The 22,220-nt window shown below is 71.8% G+C and carries 17 protein-coding genes; 7 read left to right on the top strand and 10 right to left on the bottom strand.

Going from position 1 to position 22,220, the window contains the following annotated elements; genetic code table 11:
* Positions 1 to 53 precede the first annotated feature (53 nt).
* The 3 genes from CC117_RS08645 to CC117_RS08635 form a co-directional block, all read right to left on the bottom strand.
* Positions 54 to 1,028, bottom strand: a complete 975-nt coding sequence (locus CC117_RS08645; protein WP_071083223.1) for a UDP-glucuronic acid decarboxylase family protein — start codon at positions 1,026 to 1,028, stop codon at positions 54 to 56.
* 99 nt (positions 1,029 to 1,127) lie between these two features.
* Positions 1,128 to 2,363, bottom strand: a complete 1,236-nt coding sequence (locus tag CC117_RS08640) for a glycosyltransferase family 4 protein (protein ID WP_071083222.1) — start codon at positions 2,361 to 2,363, stop codon at positions 1,128 to 1,130.
* Positions 2,364 to 2,898: 535 nt separating this feature from the next.
* The gene (locus tag CC117_RS08635; protein ID WP_084131760.1) at positions 2,899 to 3,585 is read right to left on the bottom strand and encodes a class I SAM-dependent methyltransferase; all 687 of its coding nucleotides are present in this window, start codon (positions 3,583 to 3,585) and stop codon (positions 2,899 to 2,901) included.
* A gap of 138 nt (positions 3,586 to 3,723) precedes the next feature.
* Between CC117_RS08635 and CC117_RS08630 the strand changes: the two genes are divergently transcribed.
* Complete coding sequence (locus tag CC117_RS08630; RefSeq protein ID WP_071083221.1) at positions 3,724 to 4,359, top strand: helix-turn-helix domain-containing protein; 636 nt, start codon at positions 3,724 to 3,726, stop codon at positions 4,357 to 4,359.
* On the opposite strand, the gene CC117_RS08625 is transcribed toward CC117_RS08630, so the two are convergent.
* Positions 4,323 to 6,209 carry an ABC transporter ATP-binding protein gene (locus CC117_RS08625; RefSeq protein ID WP_241829942.1) on the bottom strand — a complete coding sequence of 629 codons (1,887 nt, stop codon included), beginning with the start codon at positions 6,207 to 6,209 and terminating at the stop codon, positions 4,323 to 4,325. The genes CC117_RS08630 and CC117_RS08625 overlap by 37 nt on opposite strands.
* A gap of 51 nt (positions 6,210 to 6,260) precedes the next feature.
* Positions 6,261 to 8,789, bottom strand: coding sequence for an alpha/beta fold hydrolase (locus CC117_RS08620; RefSeq protein ID WP_241829941.1), 2,529 nt, complete (start codon positions 8,787 to 8,789; stop codon positions 6,261 to 6,263).
* A gap of 295 nt (positions 8,790 to 9,084) precedes the next feature.
* On the opposite strand from CC117_RS08620, the gene CC117_RS08615 reads away from it, so the two are divergent.
* Genes CC117_RS08615 through CC117_RS08605 form a run of 3 tightly spaced genes read left to right on the top strand, consistent with a single transcriptional unit; the run spans position 9,085 to position 11,989 of the window.
* Positions 9,085 to 10,137 (top strand): 3-dehydroquinate synthase family protein, encoded by a 1,053-nt coding sequence (locus CC117_RS08615; protein WP_071083219.1) that lies wholly within the window; start codon positions 9,085 to 9,087, stop codon positions 10,135 to 10,137.
* Entirely contained in the window at positions 10,134 to 10,973 is an 840-nt protein-coding gene (locus CC117_RS08610) for a shikimate dehydrogenase family protein (RefSeq protein ID WP_084131750.1), read from the top strand. The genes CC117_RS08615 and CC117_RS08610 overlap by 4 nt, the downstream gene beginning before the upstream one ends.
* Positions 10,970 to 11,989 (top strand): ROK family protein, encoded by a 1,020-nt coding sequence (locus CC117_RS08605; RefSeq protein ID WP_071083218.1) that lies wholly within the window; start codon positions 10,970 to 10,972, stop codon positions 11,987 to 11,989. Before CC117_RS08610 ends, CC117_RS08605 begins: the two co-directional genes overlap by 4 nt.
* A 24-nt stretch (positions 11,990 to 12,013) precedes the next feature.
* On the opposite strand, the gene CC117_RS08600 is transcribed toward CC117_RS08605, so the two are convergent.
* From CC117_RS08600 to CC117_RS08590, 3 genes are read right to left on the bottom strand one after another with little or no spacing between them, the layout of a single operon-like run.
* The gene (locus CC117_RS08600) at positions 12,014 to 12,664 is read right to left on the bottom strand and encodes an HAD-IA family hydrolase (protein ID WP_071083217.1); all 651 of its coding nucleotides are present in this window, start codon (positions 12,662 to 12,664) and stop codon (positions 12,014 to 12,016) included.
* Positions 12,665 to 12,708: 44 nt separating this feature from the next.
* The gene (locus CC117_RS08595; protein ID WP_071083216.1) at positions 12,709 to 13,851 is read right to left on the bottom strand and encodes a Gfo/Idh/MocA family protein; all 1,143 of its coding nucleotides are present in this window, start codon (positions 13,849 to 13,851) and stop codon (positions 12,709 to 12,711) included.
* A 44-nt stretch (positions 13,852 to 13,895) separates the two neighbouring features.
* Entirely contained in the window at positions 13,896 to 15,062 is a 1,167-nt protein-coding gene (locus CC117_RS08590; protein WP_071083215.1) for a DegT/DnrJ/EryC1/StrS family aminotransferase, read from the bottom strand.
* A 353-nt stretch (positions 15,063 to 15,415) separates the two neighbouring features.
* Here CC117_RS08590 and CC117_RS08585 point away from each other — a divergent pair, with 353 nt between their 5' ends.
* Positions 15,416 to 15,853: a type II 3-dehydroquinate dehydratase gene (locus tag CC117_RS08585; protein ID WP_071083214.1), complete on the top strand. Its 438-nt coding sequence runs from the start codon at positions 15,416 to 15,418 to the stop codon at positions 15,851 to 15,853.
* Positions 15,854 to 16,594: 741 nt separating this feature from the next.
* Entirely contained in the window at positions 16,595 to 18,388 is a 1,794-nt protein-coding gene (locus CC117_RS08580) for a DUF6461 domain-containing protein (RefSeq protein WP_241829940.1), read from the top strand.
* 91 nt (positions 18,389 to 18,479) lie between these two features.
* Here CC117_RS08580 and CC117_RS08575 read toward each other — a convergent pair whose 3' ends face one another.
* Both CC117_RS08575 and CC117_RS08570 read right to left on the bottom strand, forming a co-directional pair.
* Complete coding sequence (locus tag CC117_RS08575) at positions 18,480 to 20,288, bottom strand: MFS transporter (RefSeq protein ID WP_071083213.1); 1,809 nt, start codon at positions 20,286 to 20,288, stop codon at positions 18,480 to 18,482.
* Entirely contained in the window at positions 20,288 to 20,698 is a 411-nt protein-coding gene (locus CC117_RS08570) for a MarR family winged helix-turn-helix transcriptional regulator (protein WP_071083284.1), read from the bottom strand. Before CC117_RS08570 ends, CC117_RS08575 begins: the two co-directional genes overlap by 1 nt.
* A 217-nt stretch (positions 20,699 to 20,915) precedes the next feature.
* Between CC117_RS08570 and CC117_RS08565 the strand changes: the two genes are divergently transcribed.
* The gene (locus CC117_RS08565; protein WP_241829938.1) at positions 20,916 to 22,169 is read left to right on the top strand and encodes a PP2C family protein-serine/threonine phosphatase; all 1,254 of its coding nucleotides are present in this window, start codon (positions 20,916 to 20,918) and stop codon (positions 22,167 to 22,169) included.
* The last annotated feature ends 51 nt before the right edge of the window (positions 22,170 to 22,220 follow it).

Below are 22,220 nucleotides of genomic sequence, written 5' to 3'. Positions count from 1 at the left end.
GTCAGGGGCGCGGAGCGGGCTCAGGGCCCGGACTCAGGGCCCGGGCTTCGGGCTCAGGCCCCGGGTGTGGCTGTCCCGGCCCCGGCCACCGGCCTGGCGGCGAGTTCGGCCGCGAACCATTCGATGGTGCGGAGCAGCCCGTCGCGCACCTCGATCGTCGGCTCCCAGTCGAGCTGCTGCCGGGCGCGCGTGATGTCCGGCCGCCGCACCATCGGGTCGTCGCCGGGCCGCGGCATGAAGGTGATCGGCACCTCGGCACCCACCAGCTCGACCACGAGCCTCGCGGTGTCGATGATCGTCATCTCGTGCGGGTTGCCGAGGTTCACCGGGCCGGGCAGCCCGCTGCGCAGCATCCGCAGGATGCCCTCGACGAGGTCGTCGACGTAGCAGACGGACCGGGTCTGCATCCCGTCGCCGGCCACGGTGACCGGCTCACCGCGCAGTGCCTGCGAGACGAAGGCGGGAATGGCCCGCCCGTCGTCAGTACGCATCCGCGGGCCGTAGGTGTTGAAGATCCGGATGATGGCGGTGTCGATGCCATGCCGGTTCCGGTAGGCGGTCGTCAACGCCTCGGCGTAACGCTTGGCCTCGTCGTACATGCTGCGCGGGCCGATCGGGTTCACGTGCCCCCAGTACGACTCCTCCTGGGGGTGTACCAGGGGGTCGCCGTAGACCTCCGAGGTCGACGCGAGCAGGAAACGCGCACCCTTGCTCCGCGCAAGATCGAGGGTGTTGAGGGTGCCGTGCGCGCCGGCCTTCAACGTCTCGATGGGGTATCTCGCGTAGTCGAGCGGCGATGCCGGCGACGCGAACTGGAGGATCGCATCCACCGCCCCCGGCACCGCGACCTGCTCGGATACGTCCTGCTCGATCAGATCGAATCCGGGCCGGTCGAGGAGATGCTCGACATTGCTCCTCCGCCCGGTGAGGAAGTTGTCGACACAGACGACCTCCTCGCCCTCGCCGAGCAGCCGATCACACAGATGGCTACCGAGAAAGCCCGCGCCTCCAGCGACGACGACACGCATAGCTGAAACCTCCAGCACTGTCAGCTCAACACATTCCGAATGGCGCGACCATCTGCCACCGGCCCCGGTCAGGCGCGGCTAACAGGGTAAACGAGTCGGCTAGCGCCGCCCCTTGCCGGCGCCGTGGATCTGATGCCGCGCGATCGCTTTGAGGTAGACCTCCTCACGGCGCGCGGCGATCAGAGCCGGGTCGAGTTCCGCGGTTCCTCCCCGACCCCGGAGCCCCACCGTGGCCGCGTGTGCCGGATCCGTCAGAAACGGTTCCAGCGCATCGGCCATCGCGTCCGGGTTCTCCGGCGGAACGACGACCCCGCCCTTCCACCGGTCGACCCAGGTGGCGACCCCGGTCGTTGCGGTGGCGACGACCGGCCGCGCGGCCGCCATTCCTTCCAGGCCGGCGATCGAGAAGCTTTCGAAGCGGCTCGGTACCACCACCGCCCGGGCCTCCCCGTAGCGGCCGGGAAGCTCGGTCCGCGACACGTGCCCGTCGAACCGTACCGGGACCCCGAGGTCGGCGGCCCGGCGTTCCAGCCAGGTCCCGGTCTCGATGCCGTCGACCCGCCCGGACGACTGCCCGACGAAGATCAGCTTTGCGTCCACGCCTCGTGTCTGCAGCCTGGCCGCGGCGTCGATCAGCACGTCGAGGCCCTTGCGCCACTCCAGCCGGCCGACGACCACCAGATCCCGGCCCGTGTGCTCCGCCGTGGGCACATCCGCGAAGGGCCTGTTGTCGAACGGATAGGGAATCACGTCCACGTCGGTGTCCGGCCGCAGCCAGTCGAGTTCGCGCAACGTGTCGACAAGCAGCTGGGACGGCGAGGTCCGCACGTCGGCCCGCAGCGCCGAGAACCGGTCGACCCGATCGGCGAACTCACCCTTGCGGGTCAGTTCGGGATCACGCAGCCGCACGTCCATCATCGTGGGGGTGTGAAGATGGATCACGAGTGGAGTACGGCGCCCGAGCGCGGTGAACAGGCCCCGTGTCTCACCGTCCTGGGTCTCGATGACATCCGGCCTGATCCCGAGCCGGCGCAGCCAGAAGCCGTAGGACAGGGCCAGTGACGCCCGCAGGGTCAGCGAATCCCGCGGATGGTCACGCCCGGTGATCAGCTTTCCCGCCGGCCCCAGGTAACGGCTGAGCGGGGCCCGCAACAGCGGACGGCGGTAAACGTGGACGCCCTCGAACACCTCGTCGCGCACGCCTCGGCCCTGCGTGCACAGCACATGGACCTCGTGCCCGCGCCGTGCCAGCGCGTGCGCAATGTCATGGGTGTACACGCCAGCACCGTCCCAGATGATCGGCGGGTACTGCTCGCACAGGAAAGCGATCCGCATGCACAACTCCAGGCGACCGTCAGCCTTCTAACTCCGGGCGGCTCATAGTAGTACCGATGCCCGCACCACGAACCACAGACCCAGCCAATGACGCACACACAGAACCCTTACGTCAGGGCACAATTCTGCTACTCCGCTGTAGAAGCTTGTAAGACGTTCTCAAGAATTTGCTGCGCTCATTCCGCCGACCCACGGGAACGCACCCTTAGCAACGCCCCGGGCAGGCCCTGGGATCCCGCAGAACGTCCTTGACCGTCGAATGATCTGCCTCCGCGCCGCCGACTCACCGCGGCTCCGCCCGACCCGGGTCATACCCGGGAGTGACCTCCGGCCGCGACCGGGCCCGTCCACTGTCGCCATCGCGACACCCCGGCACCACCGGCACAGCGCCCCGCACCTTCGGGTCGGGCACGACCGCTCGACACCGGCGCACCGCCGAGCCGCCGCAGCCGGCGACTCGGCGGGGGCGACTCGGCGGCGGCACCCGCGGGCCGGCTGGGCGTGCCGGCCGGGGCGGGCCCTGTCGGTCCCGGCACTAGTGCCGGGACCGGCCGGAGTAGACGGCGAAGCGCCAGACCTTGACGGCGCAGTCGACGGAGGCGAAACCGACCTCCCGCAACCAGCTCAGCTGGTCGTCCAGCGGAGAGCACTGGTCATGGGCCATGCGCACGAGCGCCCCGGCCCACTCCTCGTCGTCCGAGCCAGCCTGCCGCGCCCACTGCTCGTGCATCCGTTCGTACCTCGCGGTCGCGTGATCGTCCGGACCAGCCACCTGCTCAAGATTCACGAACAGACCGCCGGGGACGAGCGCGAGCCGGATGCGGCGGAACAGGTCACGCTTGGCGCTGTCACCAAGATGGTGGATCGCCAGCGCTGACACCACGGCGTCGAACGGCCCGACCGGCAACGGATCGGTGAGGTCCGCGACCGTGACTGATGCCACGCTCTCGCCGAGCCGCGCCACCGCACCGTCGACCATCGGGCGCGCGCCGTCCATCAGGTGCAGCCGCGCGCCGGGAACCGCCCTGCGCACGGCGGCCGACAGCAGGCCCGTACCCGCCCCCAGATCAAGGATCTCCGGGTGGGGCACGCCGAGCTCGCCGACCAGATCAGCCGCAGCCCCGTAGAGCAGATCGAAGGCGGGAACCAGCCGCCGACGCGGAGCGTCGTAGGTTTCCGGATCCCAGATCGTCTCACCATATGAGACCGTCATCTCACCCATTGGTCCAGCATAGGACGAACCGATCGCCCGGTACAGCGGGTGCGCCCACCGGGCCCCTGATCCCGCCTGCGTCAGGCGGGCAGGCGGCCCGCGCCTCGCGGACTTGACAGCCAGTTCGGTTGGACCGGAAATGGAGGTGTGACCGATGATCGACAGGAAGGGGACGTCGACCTGGTCCTCGCGACCGTGGGYCCACGACTGCGCGCGCTGCGGAAGGGCCGCGGCACCACGCTCCCGGAGCTGTCGCAGGCGACCGGGATCTCGGTCAGCACCCTGTCCCGGATGGAGTCCGGCCAGCGCCGCGTCACTCTCGAGATGCTGGTGAAACTCGCGCGGGTCTACCGGCTTCCGATAGATGATCTCGTGGGGATGCCGCAGCACGCGGCTCCTCGGGCTCTGCCGCGCCCGATCGAACGCGCCGGGATGGCGTTCATCCCCCTTGCCCGGCGTCCGGGCGGGCTGCAGGCGTTCAAGATGATCGTTCCCGCCCGGCGGCCGGTGTGCACAGCGGAGCAGCGGTCCCACGAGGGATACGCGTGGATCTATGTGCTGTCCGGGCGCCTCCGGCTGGTGCTGGGTGAGCACGATATGACGCTGGCCGCCGGCGAGGTCGCCGAGTTCGACACCCATGTTCCGCATGCGYTCACCAACACCGGGTCGGTGCCGACGGAGGYGATCAGCATTTTCGGACCGCAGGGTGAGCGGCTCCAGGTACGCGCCCGTCCGGCGGGTGCGGGTTATCCGGTCGTGACCGGTCCATACAGCTGCGCGTAGGTACCGCCGTCGGCGAGCAGATCATTGTGGGTGCCGTTCTCGATGATCCGGCCGCGATCCATCACATAGATCCGGTCGGCATCGATGACGGTGGAAAGCCGGTGCGCGATCACCAGGCAGGTCCGGCCGACGGAAAGCCGGTCCAACGCAGCACGGACGGCGGCTTCGGAGATGCTGTCGAGTGCCGAGGTCGCCTCGTCCAGGACGAGAACCTGCGGTGACTGGAGGAGAACGCGGGCGATGGYGAGGCGCTGGCGTTCACCCCCGGACAATCGGTAGCCGCGGGCGCCGACACGGGTCTCGAGACCTTCCGGCAGGCGGTCGAGCAGCGCGGAGAGATGGGCGGCGTCGAGTGCTTCCCGCAGCTCGTCGTCGGTGGYGTCGAGTCGGCCGTACCGAAGGTTGGCCGCAATGGTGTCGTGAAACAGATGGGGATCCTGCGGAACGACGCCGACCGCCGTATGCAGCTCGGACGAGGCTATGTCGTCGAGGGCCAGACCACTGAGACGAATCGTGCCGCGCTGGGGCCGGTGCACGCCGCTGGCAAGGTAGGCGAGGGTCGTCTTGCCCGCACCACTCGCCCCGACGACCGCGGTGGTCGTGCCCGGGGCGGCGCGCAGGGTGATCCCGCGCAGATCCCAGCTGTCGTCGGTCGTCGCGCGGTCAGTCACGCGGTCAGTCACGCGATCATGGTCGCCGGTCGCCGCGCGGTCGTAGGAGAACCAGACGTCCTCGAAGACGAGGTCGAGGGCCTGGCCCGCGGGCAGACCGCCGCCCGGCGGCACGCGTTCGCGCACCCGGGCGTACGCCTCGTCAACCGGCAGATCAAGCAGGGCGAAGACCCGGCGGAAGGACGCACCGGCGGAGGAGAGCTCTGACTTGAGCTCGACCGCGGAGGCCAGCGGCCCGAAGGACACCAGCAGGGCGCCACCGAGCGCGGCGACGGTCCCGAGCGTGGTGCGTTCGGTGGAGACCAGCCACGCACCGACGGTGACGACGACGATCATCGTCAGGACGACGCCGAGGTTCACCACCAGGCGCACGCGGGATGTCAGCCCTGCCTGCTCACGGGCGGCGGCCAGCAGGCCGGCGCCGGCGGCGTCGAACCGGGTGCACTCGTGGTCCGCCCGGTCGAACAGCCGGACATGCAGGGCGCCCGACACGGAGGAGGTGTCAGCCACCTGGGCCATGAGCTGCCCGTCGAGTTCGCGTTGGCGCTGGGACAGTCCGGCGAGGCGCCGCCGGCCAACCTTCATGATCACAAGGGTGATCGGGGCGAGGAGCAGCACCACGAGGCTCAGCCGCCAGTCGAGGACGAAGACGACGGTCAGACCGACCGCGATGTCCGCGACGCGGCAGATCACGGCCTGGACGATCGCCGAGATCGCGTACTGCGCCGTGATCACGTCGGTGGACATCACCGTCATGACCTCGCCCTGTTGGCTCCGTGGGAAGAAGCCGAACGGGAGCCGCTGGATGCGTGCGTTCGCGGCCTGCCGCATGCGCACGGCGATCACGGCGCCGAGCCGGGCGATGAGCGCCATGYGGGTCGACAGCACTGCCGCTTCGAACACCAGCAGGGCGCCGAGCAACGCGACCGGAAGGACGAGATCGCGGAGCCGGCCGGTCGGGAGGGAGTCGTCGATGAGGTGGCGCAGCAGGAACGGGCCCGCGGCGACCGCCACGGATCCGACGATCGACAGGCCGACCAGGGCGGCGACGGACCGTCCCTGGTCGGCGAAGAACTGCAGGCTACGTGCCRCCTCGTCGACACCGGTCAGCTTCGCGACCGCCCGGGCGTGYAGGCGGGTCACCCGGGAGGACAGGACGGACCCACGCGACGAGACCACGGCGGAAGACACTATGCGGCCGGTCGGACCGCGGCGCACCGCCCCTGGACGTCACCGGGTCATCACCTCGTCCAGCCGGGCACGCAGGTCCGCAGCGAGGGCACCGACATGAGGCTCGTTGAGCATCGAGTGGTGCTCGCCGGGCACGGTGACGACGGTCGCCTCGCCGGTCAGGATGTCGGTCCAGCCGTCCCGGGCCGGGTCGGAGTTGTCCTCGGCCAGGTAGAGCAGCGACCGGCCGGCGTAGGGGCGTACCCGATAGGACTGCGCGATGAGCCGGGACTGGTCGAAGAAGGTGTCGAACTGGGTCATGCCCGGGTAGCGGACCAGTCCGGCCAGTGGCAGCCGCGCCGCCTTGCGCAGTTTGGTCAGGTTGGGCACCGGGAGACGTCGCTCCACCGCTCGCGCCGGGACGTCGGCGGGCCCCGCCTGCGCGGATCGGGGCAGCTTGCTGTCGAGCAGGGTCAGCAGTGCCACCTCCTCCCCGGAATCGACGAGCAGATGCGCCATCTCCAGGGCGACCAGACCACCGAAGGAGAACCCGGCGATGTGATACGGCCCGGTGGGCTGGATCAGGCGCAGCACCGTCAGGTGGCGGCGGGCGTGACGCTCGACGCTCCAGTCGGGGAGCGCCCGGTTCTCCAGGCCCTGTGCCTGGAAGCCGTAGCAGGGCAGGTCGGAGCCGAGCAGACGGGAGAGCGCGACAAAGTTGATGGCCAGTCCGCCGGCCCCCGCGACGCAGAAGAGCGGCGGCCTCGTGCCGTCGGTCGCGAGGGGGACGCAGGTCGGGTGGGTAGGGATGTCACGGTGAGCTCGTGCCACCCGGACGGCGAGCGTCGCGATGGTCGGCGCCTCCACCAGCACCGACGTCGGCAGGCGTACGCCGAGGCGGGCGGCGATCTCGCCGAGCAGCTGCTGGGCGAGGAGCGAGTCGCCGCCGAGTTCGACGAAGTCGTCGTCGAGGAAGACCTCGTCGACCTTGAGCACCTGCGCGAACAGGTCCCGAACCACAAGCTCCCAGTGACTGCGACCCGTCGGGAGCCGGCCGGGCGCCCGCGGGGGCACCGGCGGCAGCGCGGTGCGGTCCACCTTGCCGCGCTCGTTGCGAGGGAGCTGCTCGAGCAGCACCACCGAGGAGGGAACCATGTAGGCAGGCAGCTTCGCCCGCAGCAGCGCCCGGACGGTCACGGCCGCCGACGTGACGGCGCTCGTGCAGACAACGTAGGCGATCAGCTGCGCGGGCCGGTCCTCCGGTCGCTCCGCGACGACGACGGCCTCGACGATGTCCGGCGAGGTGAGCAGGACGGTCTCGATCTCCGCCGGCTCCACCAGATATCCGCGGATCTTGACGGCGGCGTCAGCGCGCCCGAGCAGTTCGATGCATCCGTCGGGACGTCGGCGAGCCAGATCGCCGGCGCGGTACGTCACCCCGGTATCGGGGTCACCTGAATTCGGATTACCCGCCGCCGGGCGAAAACGCAGTGCAGTCATCTGCGCGGCGTTCCAGTACCCGCCGGAAAGGTACTCCGACGTCACTGCCATCTCGCCGGTGACACCGTCAGGAACAGGATTGCCATGGTCGTCGACGATGGCAATGGTCTTGCCACGGACGGCCCACCCGGCCGGAAGCGGGCCGGCGGGAAGAGGGTCGTCGGCGCGCACCGGGAAGAAGGCGAGAGACGCTGTCTCGGTGGACCCCGACCAGTTGTAGAACGTACAGGTTCTCGGGAGAATCGTGCGAAGGGCGGTCACGTCACGGCCGTAGACCGCTTCGCCGGAGCTGGTGACCGCCCGCAGGCTGGTCGGCGCCTGGCCGGGCGGCACGGCGCCGACGAGCGCCCGGATGAGGGCCGGTGTCAGATGCAGGGTGGTGATCCCGCGCTCGGCGAGCCAGCCGGGGACAACCCCGATCCCGCGTGCGCGCGGGTCGAGGACATGCAGCGTCGCTCCGGAGAGCAGCCCCCAGAACATCACCGTGATACCGGCGGCGAAGGCGACCGGCAGGATCAGGGCCATCTGGTCGGTGGCGTTGACACCAACCTGGTCGAGGCCCGATTCGAGCTCGTGGACGACGGTCTGGTTACGCCAGATCACGCCCTTGGGGACGCCGGTGGACCCAGAGCTGAACACCACGAAGGCAGGGTCGGCGGGCAGGGTGTGCCAGCCGGGCAGCGCGTCGTCCGGTACCCGGTCGTCGGCCACCGGGGGGTCGCCGGCCCGGCCCGCGGCATCGATGATCACAGCGTGGATCCGGGTGGGGCGCGCCGGGTCGTCGGCGGCGGCGAGCAGTTCTCGGTGCAGCTCGTCCGTCACACAGACCGCGACGTCCGCCAGCTGCAGGATCTGGCCCAGTCGGGCGGCCGGCAGCATCGGGTCGAGCGGGACGAACGGTCGGCCGGCCTTGAGCGCGCCGAGCATGGCGATGATCGCGGTGGCGCCCTGGTCCAGCAGGATGCCGACGTTTCCCTTTCCGCCGCCGGCGGCGGAAAGGGAGCGGGCCAACGCGGAAGAACGCCAGTCCAGTTCAGCATAGGTCAGCACCAGCATTTCATCGCGCACCGCGATACTACTGGCACGCATGGTGACAATTCTCGAGAACTGATCCACGATCGTGCGACCGCGCTGCGCGAGATCTGTCGCCGGCAGGACCAACGGTTGCGTACCAACCATGTTTTTGACCCCAGACCCCTCTGCTCCGTTCACGGTAATTCGGAGCCGTTGCCGATAGTACGGCCTGGATACACCCGCGCCCGCCCACCCGTGCCATCCACGATCCGAGCCGTGCACCCTATTCCTGAATAGTCATCAGGGGTGCGCACGGTTACCGGACGCCAGGATCACCATCCACCACGAGACGCACACCGGAAGGACAACAATGACGGAGTCAGTCAYGGCGCACCGGGTATGGGTCGACCTCGGTGAGCGCGGTTACCCGGTCGACGTCGGGCCGGGTGTCCGGCACCTGCTGCCGGCGGCGGTCGCGCGGGTCGGTGCGGCACGGGTCGCGATTGTCTCGGCGCGGCCCGAGGAGGGCGCGGTGCCCGATCCCGGGGTCCCGGCCGTGCGAATCACCGCCCGCGACGGCGAGCGCGACAAGACCCTGGCCAACGTGCAGGACCTGTGCGAACAGTTCGCGGCCTTCGGTCTCACCCGGTCGGACGCGGTGGTGTCCTGCGGAGGCGGGACGACCACCGATGTCGTCGGCCTCGCCGCGGCGCTCTACCACCGTGGGATCGCGGTGATCCATCTGCCGACCTCCCTGCTGGCCCAGGTGGACGCCAGCGTCGGCGGCAAGACCGCAGTGAACCTCCCGGCCGGCAAGAACCTGGTGGGCGCCTACTGGCAGCCGAGCACGGTGCTGTGCGACACCGACTACCTGCGGACGTTGCCCGCCCGCGAGTGGATCAACGGCTACGGCGAGATCGCGCGGGCGCACTTCATCGGCACGGGTGACCTGCGCGGCCTGCCCGTCGAGGAGCAGATAGCCCGCAGCGTCGCGCTCAAGGCGTCGGTGGTCGCCCGCGACGAGCGCGACTCCGGTCTCCGCCACATCCTGAACTACGGGCACACCCTCGGCCACGCCCTGGAGATCGCGACCGGCTTCGGGATGCGCCACGGCGAAGGTGTGGCGGTCGGGACGGTGTTCGCGGGCCGGCTCGCGGCACGGCTGGGCCTGATCGACGAGGCGCGGGCCGCCGAGCACCACGAGGTGGTCGCGCACTACGGGCTGCCGACCGCGCTTCCCGCCGGCGTGGACGACGGCGAACTCGTGTCGATCATGCGGCTGGACAAGAAGTCGACGAGCACGTCGACGACCACCGGGCTGGCCTTCGTCCTGGACTCGCCGGACGGGCCCCGGCTGGTGCCGGACGTCCCGGCGGACCTGGTGGCCTCGACGCTCGCCACGATGGACCGGAGCGCGCCGTGACGACATCCGACGCCCTCGGGACGCGGCCGGCGGCGCGACCGCGGGAGATCAGCGGCACGACGCGGCTGTACGTCGTCGTCGGCGACCCGGTCGACCAGGTGCAGGCGCCGCGGCTGGTGAACCCGGTCTTCGCCGAGGCGGGGCTGGACGCGGTGCTCGTCCCGGTGCACGCGCGGCCGGCCGACTTCCCGGCCGTGTTGACGGGGCTGCGTTCCATCGCCAACCTGGACGGGATCCTGATCACGATCCCGCACAAGGTGGCCGCGGCCGACCTGGCCGACCTCCGCTCCCCCGCCGCTGCGATCAGTGGCAGCGCGAACGCGCTGCGGCGGGAGCCCGACGGGCGCTGGCTGGCCGACAACTTCGACGGTGCGGGCTTCGTCCGCGGCATGCTCCGCGCGGGCCATCGGATCGCCGGCAGCGAGATCCGGCTGGTCGGGACGGGCGGCGCCGGCAGCGCCATCGCGGTGGCGCTGCTCGATGCCGGCTGCGCCCGGCTGACCGTGCGCGATCCGGACCAGGCCCGGCTCACCGACCTGCTGCGCCGGTTGGACGCCCACTGGCCCGGAAGGGCCACGCCGCGGGACGGACAGGGCCCGGTCGACGTGGTCGTGAACGCCACCCCGCTCGGGTTGCGCCCCCAGGACCCGCTGCCGTTCGACCCGACGGACCTGCCGGACGGGTGCGTCGTCGCCGACATCATCATGAAACCGGCGCGGACGCGGCTGCTGCAGGCAGCCCAGGGGCGGGGCCTGCGTACCCATCCGGGCATCCACATGCTGGCCGAGCAGGTCGACCTGTACCGGGCGTTCTTCGGCCTGCCGGGTGCGCGGTGACGGCCCCGCGGGTGACCGGCCGACTCGGCATCGACGTGGGCGGCACCAAGGTGGCGCTGCGGCTGGAGACGACGAACCAGGGGACCACGAGCCTGGAAGCGACGAGCCACGAGGCGACGAGCCACGAGGCGGGCGGGCGCTCGCGCGAGGCGGTGTTCCGCTGGTCGGTCGGCGCTCCGGCCGAGACCGATCTGCGTGATCTCGGTGCGGGCGTCCGGGCCCTGTGCGACGGGTGGGACGGGCAGGTGACCGCGATCGGCGTGGCGATGCCCGCGACGGTCGACTCCGACGGGCGGGTCACCACCTGGCCGAGCCGGCCGTCCTGGGCGGGCCTGCAGCTCGGGCAGGCCCTGCGGGATCTCGTGCCGGGAGCGCAGGTGGCGCTGGCCGACGACGGCGACCTCGCCGCGCTGGCCGAGGCGCACCATGCCGGTGCCGCGAACCTGGTCTACCTGGGTGTCGGCACCGGCATCGGCGGCGGGATCGTCCTCGACGGCCGGCTCTGCCCGGGGCCGGCGCGCGGCTCCTGCGAGATCGGCCATCTGGTCATCGCCCTGGACGGGCCACTGTGCCGGTGCGGACGCCGCGGCTGCCTGCAGGCCCTCGCGTCCGGACCCGCCACCCTGCACCGGGCGACCCGCCTGCGCGCGCACCCCGCGGGCGCTGCGGATGCGGAGGTGACCTACCCGCAGCTGCAGGCCGGCTGGGAGGGCGGTGAAAGCTGGGCCCAGGAGGCCGTCGAGGCCACAGCGCAGGCACTGGCGGGCGCGATCACCGGCCTGACCGAGCTGGTGCGGCCCGATCTGGCGGTGATCGGCGGCGGCTTCGCGGACGGGCTGGCCGGTTTCGTCGACGCCGTGGCGGCCCGGACGGAGGCGATGGCCCGGCCGGGCCATCCCGCGGTGCCCGTCCGGGCGGCGCGGGGTGGCCTGTCGTCGCTGACGGGCGCGGTGCTGCTCGCCCGCGACCTGGAAAGGCCGGACAGGCCGGACAGGCCGGACGAACCGGGCCGCTGACCGGCGGCGGACCCGTTTCGGCGGTCAGACTGTCAGGTACGGCTGCTCCGCGAGGAGGCCGAGGAGCTGCATCGGGGACCAGATCACCCAGTCGGGTGCCGCTGCCAGCAACTCGGACTCGTCGACCTGCCCCCACACGGCGGCGACGGCCCGCACACCGGCCCCGCGGGCGCTCTGGATGTCGGTGACGGCGTCGCCGATCATCATCGCGTCCGCGGGACCCGCGCCCAGGGTTTCCAGCGCGAGCTGGATGATGTCCGGTGYCGGTTTGGGCCGGGCGACCTCRTCGGAGCCGATGACCCGTTCGAAGCAGTCGAGGATGCCCAGCTGGGCCAGCAGGTCACGGGCCCGCGGTCCGCTCTTGCCGGTCGCGACGGCGAGCCGGATCCCCCGGTCGAGGAGGCCGGTCAGCAGCTCGCGGACCCCGTCGAACAACAGGACCTGGGGAGCGAGCCGGTAGCTCTCCCGGACGAAGGGGCCTTCCATCTCCAGCGGGAGGCCCATGATCCGCATGATGTCCGGGAAGTACCGGCCGAGGTGCCGGTTGTACTCCTCGAACGGAGCGGGGCCCGGGCCCACGACCTCCGCGTAGGCACGCGTGAAGGCCTCCCGCATCACGGCGTGACTGTCGACGATCACACCGTCGAGGTCGAAAACGATTGCTGTGGTGCCCATCGGCTCCCCCCATGCTTGGCGTGGCAGCGCTGCCCACCGGTGTGTCAGGACGCGGCGGGCAGCAGCGCCGACGTGGCGGTATGTGCCGGAACGGCGGACTGCGCCAGCCCGGCGGACTCGTAGATCTTTTCGATGGCGGCGATGGTCGACCTCGCCTGCGCGACCGCGGCACCGCGCCGGGTCGGGTCGGCGAGCTGTGCCGGAAGCTCGTCGAGCTGGCGGCGGTACTCGGCGCCGATCGGTTCGGTGGGGACGTCCACGCTGGTGGTGGTGCCGTTCTTCGTCCAGGTCAGCGTCGACCGTGGGTGGCGGTTGGGGCTGAAGCCGAAGGTGCAGCGCAGCTCGGCGGAGCCGGCGCTGCCCTCGACCCGCACCACCGTGCCGTCGAGCGGCTCGTGGGATGCCCAGCTGGCCCGCAGCGCCACGGACACCCCGGTGCCACTGACGAGGAACGCCCGGACCGTGTCCTCGACGTTGCCGCCGGGCCGGGAGCCGGCCGCGTCGTCGGGATGGCGCCAGGAGGCGCTCCACGCGGCGTCGGCGACGAAGTCGCCGGAGACCGTGCCCACCGCGTGGACGAATCCGTCGGTCCCCACGAGGGGGGCGGCGGCGTCGAGCAGGTGCCAGCCGAGGTCGAGAAGCGCCCCCCCGCCGGCGAGGTCGCGCCGGGTGAACCAGCCGCCGGCGTCGGGCACACCACGGGCGCGCACCCAGGAGACGTCGACGTGCCGGATGGTGCCGAGCTGCTCGGCGATGCCGTACAACGCGCGGACGTCGGCCCGGAAGCGGGCGGCGCTGCCGGCCAGGAGCACCGCTCCCCCGGCCAGCTCGGCGGCGGCCAGGGTCTCCGCCTCGGCGGTACGCAGGCAGACCGGCTTCTCGACGAACACCGGCACCCCGGCCGCGAGCAGGCCGACGGCGACCGGGCTGTGCAGGTGGTTCGGGACGGCGACGACGGCGAGGTCGACCGCCGAGCGGGTCAGCTCCGCGGGATGGGCGAGCACGTCGACGCCAACGCCGGCGCCAACGCCGGCCGCGAGCTCGGCGGCCACCTCGGCCCGGGTGCCCGGGTCGGGGTCGACCAGGGCCACCACCTCGAACGCGGGATGGTCGCGCAGCCGGGGCAGCCAGATCGACCGCCCGGCCCACCCGAGCCCGACCACCGCGACCCGGACCGTGCCGTCCACTGCGGACGTCCCGGCCACAGACGTCCCGGCTACGGACGTGCCGCTCACACGCCGGCCAGGGTCTCGGCCAGGATCTCGGCGATGGTGTGCATCTGCGCCTCGGTGCCGAGCAGGGTGCGGTGGTGCAGCCAGATGCCGTCCGCGCTGAGCGCCTCGACGTTCGGGCAGCGGGCGGCGAGCTGGTCGACGGTCGCGTCCGGCGCGCCGGTCTCCCAGAAGCCGTCCGACCGGTAGATGGCGCGGAACGCGGCGAAGGCCGGCAGACCGCGTTCGATCAGGGCGTCCACGAGGGCGTTGCGCCGCTCCTCGCCGACGCCGGGCAGCCGGAACATCGCCATGTAGTGCGAGTTGCGGTCGCAGCGCGGGTCGCGGCCCTGCGGCACGACCCCGGGGATCTGCGCGAGCAGCTCGGCGAGCACCGGCCAGCGCTGCTCGCGGGTGTCGATCTGCCCGCCGAGCCGGGCGAGCTGGGCGCGCAGCACCGACGCGGTGAACTCGTTCATCCGGAAGTTCGAGCCGGACGTCTGGTGCAGGTAGCGGCGGTCGGTGCGCGGGCGGCCGCAGCTGTGCCGCAGGAACGCCTGCTCGTACTGCTCCGCGTCGGGGAAGGTGACCGCGCCGCCCTCACCGGCGGTCATCAGCTTGCCGTTCTGGAAGCTGAACGCCGCGATACTGCCGTGCTCACCAACCCGGCGGCCTGCCCAGCTGGTGCCATGGGCGTGGGCGGCGTCCTGGATGAGCGGGACGCCGGCGTTCGCGGCGATCTTGCCGAGGGCGTCCATGTCGGAGAAGTGGCCGGCCATGTGCACCGGCATGATCGCCCTGGTCCGGGGGGTGATCGCAGCCTCGACGGCCGCCGGGTCGATGCAGTAGGTCTCCAGATCCACGTCGACGGGCACCGCGACCGCGCCGAGCCGCTGCGCGGCCTGGGACGACGAGATGAAGGTGAAGCCGGGAACGATCACCTCGGTGCCGGGGCCGACGCCGAGCACCTGCAGGGCGAGCTCCAGGGCGTGCGTACCGTTCGTCACCGCCAGCGCGTGAGCCGCTCCGTGGTACTCCGCGAACTCCCGCTCGAACGAGTCGACCTCGGTGCCACCCATCCGCCACCACTGGCCCTGGTCGAGCGCACGGATGAGCCCGGCCCGCTCCGCGTCGTCGAACTGGGGCCAGGCCGGGAACTCGGGTGCCGTCCGCCGACTGTCACTCATACAGATCACCTCTCAGAGATGTGTACGGAAGGCCGGGCGTGGCCAGCGAGATGCCGCAGGCCCGCCGGCCGTGCCCGGCAGGTGCAAATCACGGGCACGACAGGCAGGGAATCTATACAAGAACCACGGACAAGCGAACAGGTGCACCAGGAGACGTAATACTCCCGGGGTGGCGCATCACCGGCGCTGTCACGATGCCGACACCACGGATGGCGACCACCATCGGGGGTTAGGACCGACTGCGACCAGGTGGATACGATCGGCCGGCACCGGGCCCGCCGCCTGGAGAACCCATGGGCCTTGCTATAAACACCGTGCCCAGACAACATGCCACACACTTGTAGAGGTTCACTGTGAGCAGCCTGCTTCTCCTGAACGGACCGAACCTGGGGATTCTCGGCCGGCGCCAGCCCGAGATCTACGGGACGGCGACTCTCGCCGACATCGAGGCGGCGGTCGCGAAGCGGGTCGCTGACCGGGGCTGGCAGGTCGTGGCGGTCCAGCGCGAGTCCGAGGGCGAGCTGATCCACGCCATTCAGGACAACTACGACACGGTCGGCGCGATCGTGAACCCGGGGGCGTTGATGATCGCCGGCTGGAGCCTGCGGGACGCCCTGGCGAACTACCCGCACCCGTGGATCGAGGTCCACCTGTCGAACGTGTGGGCCAGAGAGGCGTTCCGGCACGAGTCGGTGGTCTCACCGCTGGCGGCCGGGGTGATTGCCGGCCTCGGCCCGCTCGGGTACGAGCTGGCCGCCGAGGCCCTGTTGCGAACCGTGCCCACTTCCTGACCGCACGGCGCCACCTCGGCCGCGGTCGCTTCCCGTCATGCCGGTCAGGCCTACCCTGACCGGCCCGAACGTGTCGCCGGGCGTGCACTGGGCACCGGCGGGGGCTCACTGCGTCGGACGTCCGGCGGCCCGCGTCCGACGCAGGCCCGGCACGGCGCTCACCCAGGAGGACCGGGCCGGCGTGTGACGGGCGGTAGGCCGCGGACTGCGGGCCGCGGGAGCGGGGCGGGCGGCGGCGCGGGCGGCAGGGCGGCGGCGCCAGAGCCCCGCCGTCAGAGCACCACTGCCCGAGACGCCCGGCGGCTGCCGCGTGAGGGGCGGGCGGCACGATGGTGACACGGCTCTGCAGGCGTCGCCTCGGGGCCACCCGCCGGGTCGGTCACCGCCCGGTGCCGCGGTGGCCGGACACAACCGGCCAGATCGTCATCTCCTCCTCCCGACGGTCCGCCGGTGAAACAGCGGCCGCCTCCCGGGATAGCATTGCCGTACCGCGGCCGCCGCTGTCAGAAAATCCGGCCGCACCACCGCGGGGGTTCCGTCCGCACGAATGTGTGTTGACGGATCGTCACACCGTCGAAGAGTGGATCGCGGCCAAATCACAGGCCCTTCAGTACAGTTTCGCAAGTGTTTCGATCGGACCTGGAAAGCCGTCAGATTTCCCTCCCTGAGCCGACCGTCGAACTGCCGGCGGGCCTCCTGGATCCGCTCGCGAACGTCGTCGCGGAGGTATTTTCACAGCTGGTGGCGCGCATTCCGCCGACCCCCGCCGCCGAGCTCGGCCGGATCAGCGCGGCGGAGCGGCCGGCGGTCCGTCCGGGCGCGCCGGTCCTCACCGCCCTGCGGTCGGTCGGCCCACGTCTGCCGGAGCGGGTGCTCGGCGCACTCGAGCTGGTCGTCGACGAGATCCCGCTGCACGCGCCGCGTGGCCTCACCCGCAGCCTCACGGACCCGCCGGCGTCCGGGCCGGTGCGGGCGGCCGTGGGTACGTCACGGGTCCTCGCGGCGCCCGCCGACGAGCCCGAGGCGATCGACGCCGTCGCGCGGCTGGACCGGGTCAGCCCCGGTGCCTGTCACCTTGTCCTGGCCTACGTACGCGCGCTGGCCGACCATCCCGTCACCGGCCCGCTGCTGGTCGTGGACGACCGCGTGTTCGAGGTGGACGACACCAGTGGCGCCGAGCCGCCGGACGCGCCTGCTGACGAGGCGACGCTGGCCGCCCGCCACGGCGCCGCCCACCTGGCTCTTGCGGTGGCGGTGGCCACCGCTGTCCTGCGTGAGCTGGACCCGCCGGCGCTGGGCGCCGAGGCGCCGGTCGTCGTCGGTGTCGCGCTGGGCTCCGCCGCGCTCGTCCTGGGCGGCCGCCCGATGCCGGATGCCTACCCGGCCGCCCTGCTGCTGCGCCGCCGCGCGGACTACCGGCTGCCCCGCCACGCCGCCGGCTGCGTGCCCGTCATTGGGCACACCTTCGCCCTCGTCGAGGACACCGGCGCGCCTGACGGCTCCCACGCCTCCGGAGACGGGGCCGGAGCGGGAGCCGGGGCGCCCGACTTCGCCCGCAACGGGCTGGTGGACGTCGGCGCCGGCGGTGTGTTCGTCCGGACCGGCGTGGGGACCGGCCGGGTGGCGGTGTCCCTGAAGGTGCTCGCGGCGCCGCCCGGCCCGCCGCCGCCCGCCGAGGCAGCGGCCTGGGACGAGATCGTCGACGTCAGCTGGACCGCCGCGGCCGGCGCCGCCTCCGTGATCGGCGGCGCGACCAGGCGGGAGGACGCGCCGCCCGACGCCCGTTCCCTGTACCACCAGACACCCCCGTGGCCCGGGGACTACCGGCTGCGGGTGTGCGCCCGCGGCCGCGACGGCGCCGGTGAGGACGAGACCTACGAGCTGGTGGTCTGGGGCGCCGGACCGGAACCGGAGACAGTCCACCGGCGCAGTGACCAGCTGGGGCACCGGCTGCGCGGAGAGGCGCCGCCGCCGGTCGCCTCCCAGCCGGAGGCCCGCTACCGCTGGGTGCGCCGGCGCAGCGAGTTCCGCGAGGCCGCGACGTTCACCGTCGTGGTCGGGGCGGCACCCGCCGACGTCGTGCGGTGCTTCGACGCCGACCCGGACGTCCCCTGCTCACTGGCGCGGTTGCGGGCCGACGGCCGCACCGACCCCTGCCTTCTCGTTCTCCCGCTTGCCGGTGACGACCGGGCGGTACTCGCGGTGGAGGCCGGCGGCAGCCAGGGATCGCGGCACGCTGTGCTCTCGTCCCTGTCCCGGCATGGGCTGGCCGCCAGCATGTTCTGGAATCTGAACGCCCTCACCCGGCTCTCGCTGGCCCAGCACGGCGACGTCCTCGCCGCGTTCGAGCCGGGCCCGGACCCCGTCCCCGACGTGGTTCTCCCGCTCCTGCGCGATCTGGACCTGACCGGCGCGACAGACCGGGTGGCGAAGGGCCTGGTGGTCGTCGAACGGTTCACCGGTCACACCGTGCTGCCCGAGCACCTCGAGCAGATGGTCGCCAACGACGTCGCCTACCTGATCAACGAGCCCTGAGAGACCGGCGCGCACGCCCACCGCACTCACCGCGGCCGCCCCGCGCCCCGGCCCTCGGCCGCAGCGGGGCGGCCGCCGTCAGCATCAGCGGTCACGGCAGGCTGGCCGGCGGGGAGCCGGCGTCGGGCGTGGTGGGCTGGCCGGCCGGCGGCTGGTCGGCCGGTGGGAGGTCGGCGGCGACGGCCCGGGCGGGATGCGGCTGGTGCGCGCCGCGCAGCGCGGAGGCCGCCGCGGCGATCACGGCCAGTGCCGCGGCGACCCCGAACACGACGATCAGACCAGTGTGGAACGGCTCGGAGATCAGGTGCGGGAAGAACTCGCGTCCGGTGATCGCCACGCGGTGCTCGGGGGCGAGGGCGTCCAGTGAGCCGGCGGCGGAGAGCAGGTGCTCCACCGGGTTGAGGCCGAGCACCGCGGCGAACAGCGAAGCCACCGGTGGGATGGCGCCGACCTGGTCGGCGACGGTGTCGGGAACGCCCTCGGCGGCGAGCCCCGTCGCGAAGGCGCCTGGCAGGCTGCCCGCGAGGCCGGCGATCATGAGTGAGAAGAAGACCCCGATCGACAGCGCACTGCCGGCGTTCTGGAACGTCGCCCGCATGCCCGAGCCGACCCCGCGCACGGACGCCGGGACACTGCTCATGATGGACGCCGAGTTCGGCGCCGCGAACATCCCGGCGCCGATGCCGTTGACCGCGATCAGCAGGCCGAACGCCCAGTAGGAGAAGTCGACCGGGAGCAGCATGAGCCCGACGAAGCTGGCCGCGAACACCAGCGATCCGTAGGTGGACAGCCCCCGGGCGCCGAACCGGTCGGAGAGGAAGCCTGACAGCGGACCGGCGACGAGCACACCGGCGGTCAGGGGAAGCAGGTAGATCCCGGCCCAGAACGGGGTGTCCTCGAAGTCGTAGCCGTGCAGCGGCAGCCAGATGCCCTGCAGCCAGATGATCAGCACGAACTGCAGCCCGCCGCGGGCGATCGAGACGGCCAGCCCGGCGATGTTCCCGGCGGTGAACGCCCGGATCCGGAACAGGGCGAGCTCGAACATCGGCGACTCGGCCCGTCTCTCGACGACGACGAACGCGACGAGCAGCAACGTGCCGCCGGTGAGCAGGGCGATCACTGTGGGGTTGGTCCAGCCCATGGTGTGCCCGCGGTAGGGCTGCAGCCCCTCGGTCACGGCGACCAGGACCGCGCCGAGCCCGCCGGCGAAGGTGATGTTGCCCCACCAGTCGAAGCGCCCCGGCTTCGGCCGCTCACGGCGCGGCGGCTCGCGCAGCCGGCGGTAGGCCCAGATGGTGCCGAACACCCCGACCGGGACGTTCACCCAGAACACGGCCCGCCAGTCCCAGACGGCCAGCACGCCACCGGCCACCAGGCCGATGAACTGCCCGGCGAGCGCGGCGACCTGGTTGATGCCGAGCGCGAGGCCGCGCTGGTCGGCGGGGAAGACATCGGTCAGGATCGCGGCGGAGTTGGCCGCGAGCATGGAGCCGCCGAGGGCCTGCAGCACCCGCCAGCCGATCAGCCACATCGCCGCGGCACCGCCGCGGAACGGATCGAAGGACAGCAGGATGGAAGCGACGGTGAAGACCACGAAGCCGGCGTTGTAGATCCGGACCCGGCCGAAGATGTCCCCCAGCCGCCCCAGCGGGACGACGAGGACCGCCTGCACCAGGCGGTATCCCATGATCATCCAGAGCAGATAGCTGACGTTGCCGGGCGCGAGCGGATCCAGGTCGATGCCGAGGAAGATCGGCGGCAGCGCGATCAGGACGATCGACCCGTCAAGTGCGGACATGAACACCGCGGCGGTCGTGTTCGCCAGGACGACCCACTTGTACCTGCCGCCGGCCACCGCCGCCGAGGTGCCCGCAGCGCCGCCGCTTGTCGGCCCCGCCATCAGATGCTGTGCGCCAGTCGTTCGAGCAGGGGCGCCGCCGCTTTCAGGCAGGCCCGCTCGGCATCGCTGAAACTGTCGGCGAGTGCCCGCGCGAGCTGCTCGCTGCGGGCGTTGCGCCGCTCCCGCAGCGCCTCCCGGCCGGCGGCTGCCAGCGACAGGATGACCCGTCGCCCGTCATCCGGGTCAGGCCGGCGCTCGATGAGACCTCGCTCCTCCAGCCCGCCCAGGGTGGCGCCCATCGACTGCGGGCTGATCGCCTCCTGTTTCGCGAGCGCCGCGGCCGTCGCCGGCCCGCCGCGCTCAAGCCGGACGAGAGCCGCCATCTCGCCCACCGTCAGTTCACCGGCCGGCTGGACCAGACGCAGCTTGCGCAACAACAGACTGAGACTCAGCCGCAGCTCCGCGGCGATCTCGAGCGTCTCGCCGACGTCGCCCGACGCCGAGGGGCCGCCGGCCCGGCCGGCGTGCGCACCCGCACCTTCTGTATCCGCCCGCCGCCCCTCAACCCGCTGCCCCTCGATCACATTACCAACATAACCTTATAAGTTTAGGCTGACTAGTACCATGGCCATCACAAGATGGACACCCCTCTGTGACCTGGCGTGATCGGACGGGCGGGGCCCTTCGGTGGCGACTACCATCAGTGGTGTGGTGTCTTCCGGGCCGATCGAACTACGGGAGCTGCTGACAGAGGTCGAGCGTGCCGCCCCCGCCGATGCCGTGCGGGCGGTGGCCGGCGAGCTGGCCCGGACGATCGACGCGCTGGAGGTCTCCTTTCTGATCGCGGACTACGCGGGCGGGTACCTGGCGCGGTTCCCCGACACGCGCCGGCCCGGGGACGAGGACAGGGACGCGATGGACCGCGTGCCGGTGGACTGCACTGTCCAGGGCCGGGCGATGCGGACCCAGCGGGTGCAGGTGGACCGTCGCCCCACCGGCACACACGTATGCGTCCCGGTCACGGCCCGGGGCGAGGCGATCGGGGTGCTGGAGGTCCTGCTGCCCGCCGGTGCCCCCGCCGAAGCCGTCGACACCGTCGCAACCACCGGGCATGCGCTGGCCTACATTGTGATCACAAGCCGGCGGTACACGGATCTGTTCGAGTGGGGCCAGCGCTCCGTCCCGCTGGGCCTGGCCGCGGAGATCCAGCGCCGGCTGCTGCCGGAGTCCTTCACCTGTGAGGGCGCGCAGGTGACGGTGGCCGGCTGGCTGGAGCCRTCGGGTGCCGTCGCCGGGGACACCTTCGACTRCAGCTTCGGGCGTTCCCGGCTGCACGTGTCGCTCACCGACGCGATGGGGCACGGGTTGGCGGCGGCGCTGTTGGCGACTCTGCTGGTAAGCAGTCTGCGTAATGTCCGCCGCGGTGGTGGGGACCTCGCCACGCAGGTCACGCGTGCGAACACGATGATGGCGACGCAGATCGGCTCCGACGAGTTCGTCACCGGCCTGCTGCTGCAGGTCGACCTGCCAACCGGCGCCGTCTCGGTGGTGAACGCCGGGCATGTGCCGTTCTACCGGCTGCGGGACGGTCAGGTGCAGGCGTTTTCCTTCCCCTCCGATCCGCCCTTCGGCATGTTCGAGAGGACGCTCTACGGCATCCACAGCCTTCGGCTGCATCCCGGAGACCGGCTGCTGCTGGTCACCGACGGAATGACGGAACGCAACGCCGCCCAGGTCGATCTTTCCGCCGCGCTCGCCGAGACACGGGATCTGCACCCACGGGAACTCGTGCAGGACCTCACCAGCAGGGTCCTGCAGGTCACCGGGAACAACCTCAGTGATGACGCGACTGTCTTCTGCCTGGACTGGTACGGCAACGACCAGCCCATGCGCAGGGTCGCCAGCGGCGCGGACCCCTCCCTCGCGTCCCCCGCGCTCTGAGCACAGATCACGTGGCCGTGGCCGTGGCCGCTCCCGCGCAATCCAGCGCAC

Source organism: Parafrankia colletiae, from assembly GCF_001854655.1.
GTDB lineage: Bacteria > Actinomycetota > Actinomycetes > Frankiales > Frankiaceae > Parafrankia > Parafrankia colletiae.
The sequence above is the reverse complement of the archived record's forward strand: the minus strand, read 5'-3'. Positions and strand labels throughout refer to the sequence as shown.

Bases quoted from the DNA above. Each gene is read 5' to 3' on its own strand.
- CC117_RS08645 (WP_071083223.1), bottom strand. From the start codon at position 1,028: ATGCGTGTCGTCGTCGCTGGAGGCGCGGGCTTTCTCGGTAGCCATCTG.
- CC117_RS08640 (WP_071083222.1), bottom strand. From the start codon at position 2,363: ATGCGGATCGCTTTCCTGTGCGAGCAGTACCCGCCGATCATCTGGGAC.
- CC117_RS08635 (WP_084131760.1), bottom strand. From the start codon at position 3,585: ATGGGTGAGATGACGGTCTCATATGGTGAGACGATCTGGGATCCGGAA.
- CC117_RS08620 (WP_241829941.1), bottom strand. From the start codon at position 8,789: ATGCGTGCCAGTAGTATCGCGGTGCGCGATGAAATGCTGGTGCTGACC.
- CC117_RS08590 (WP_071083215.1), bottom strand. From the start codon at position 15,062: ATGAGTGACAGTCGGCGGACGGCACCCGAGTTCCCGGCCTGGCCCCAG.
- CC117_RS08575 (WP_071083213.1), bottom strand. From the start codon at position 20,288: ATGGCGGGGCCGACAAGCGGCGGCGCTGCGGGCACCTCGGCGGCGGTG.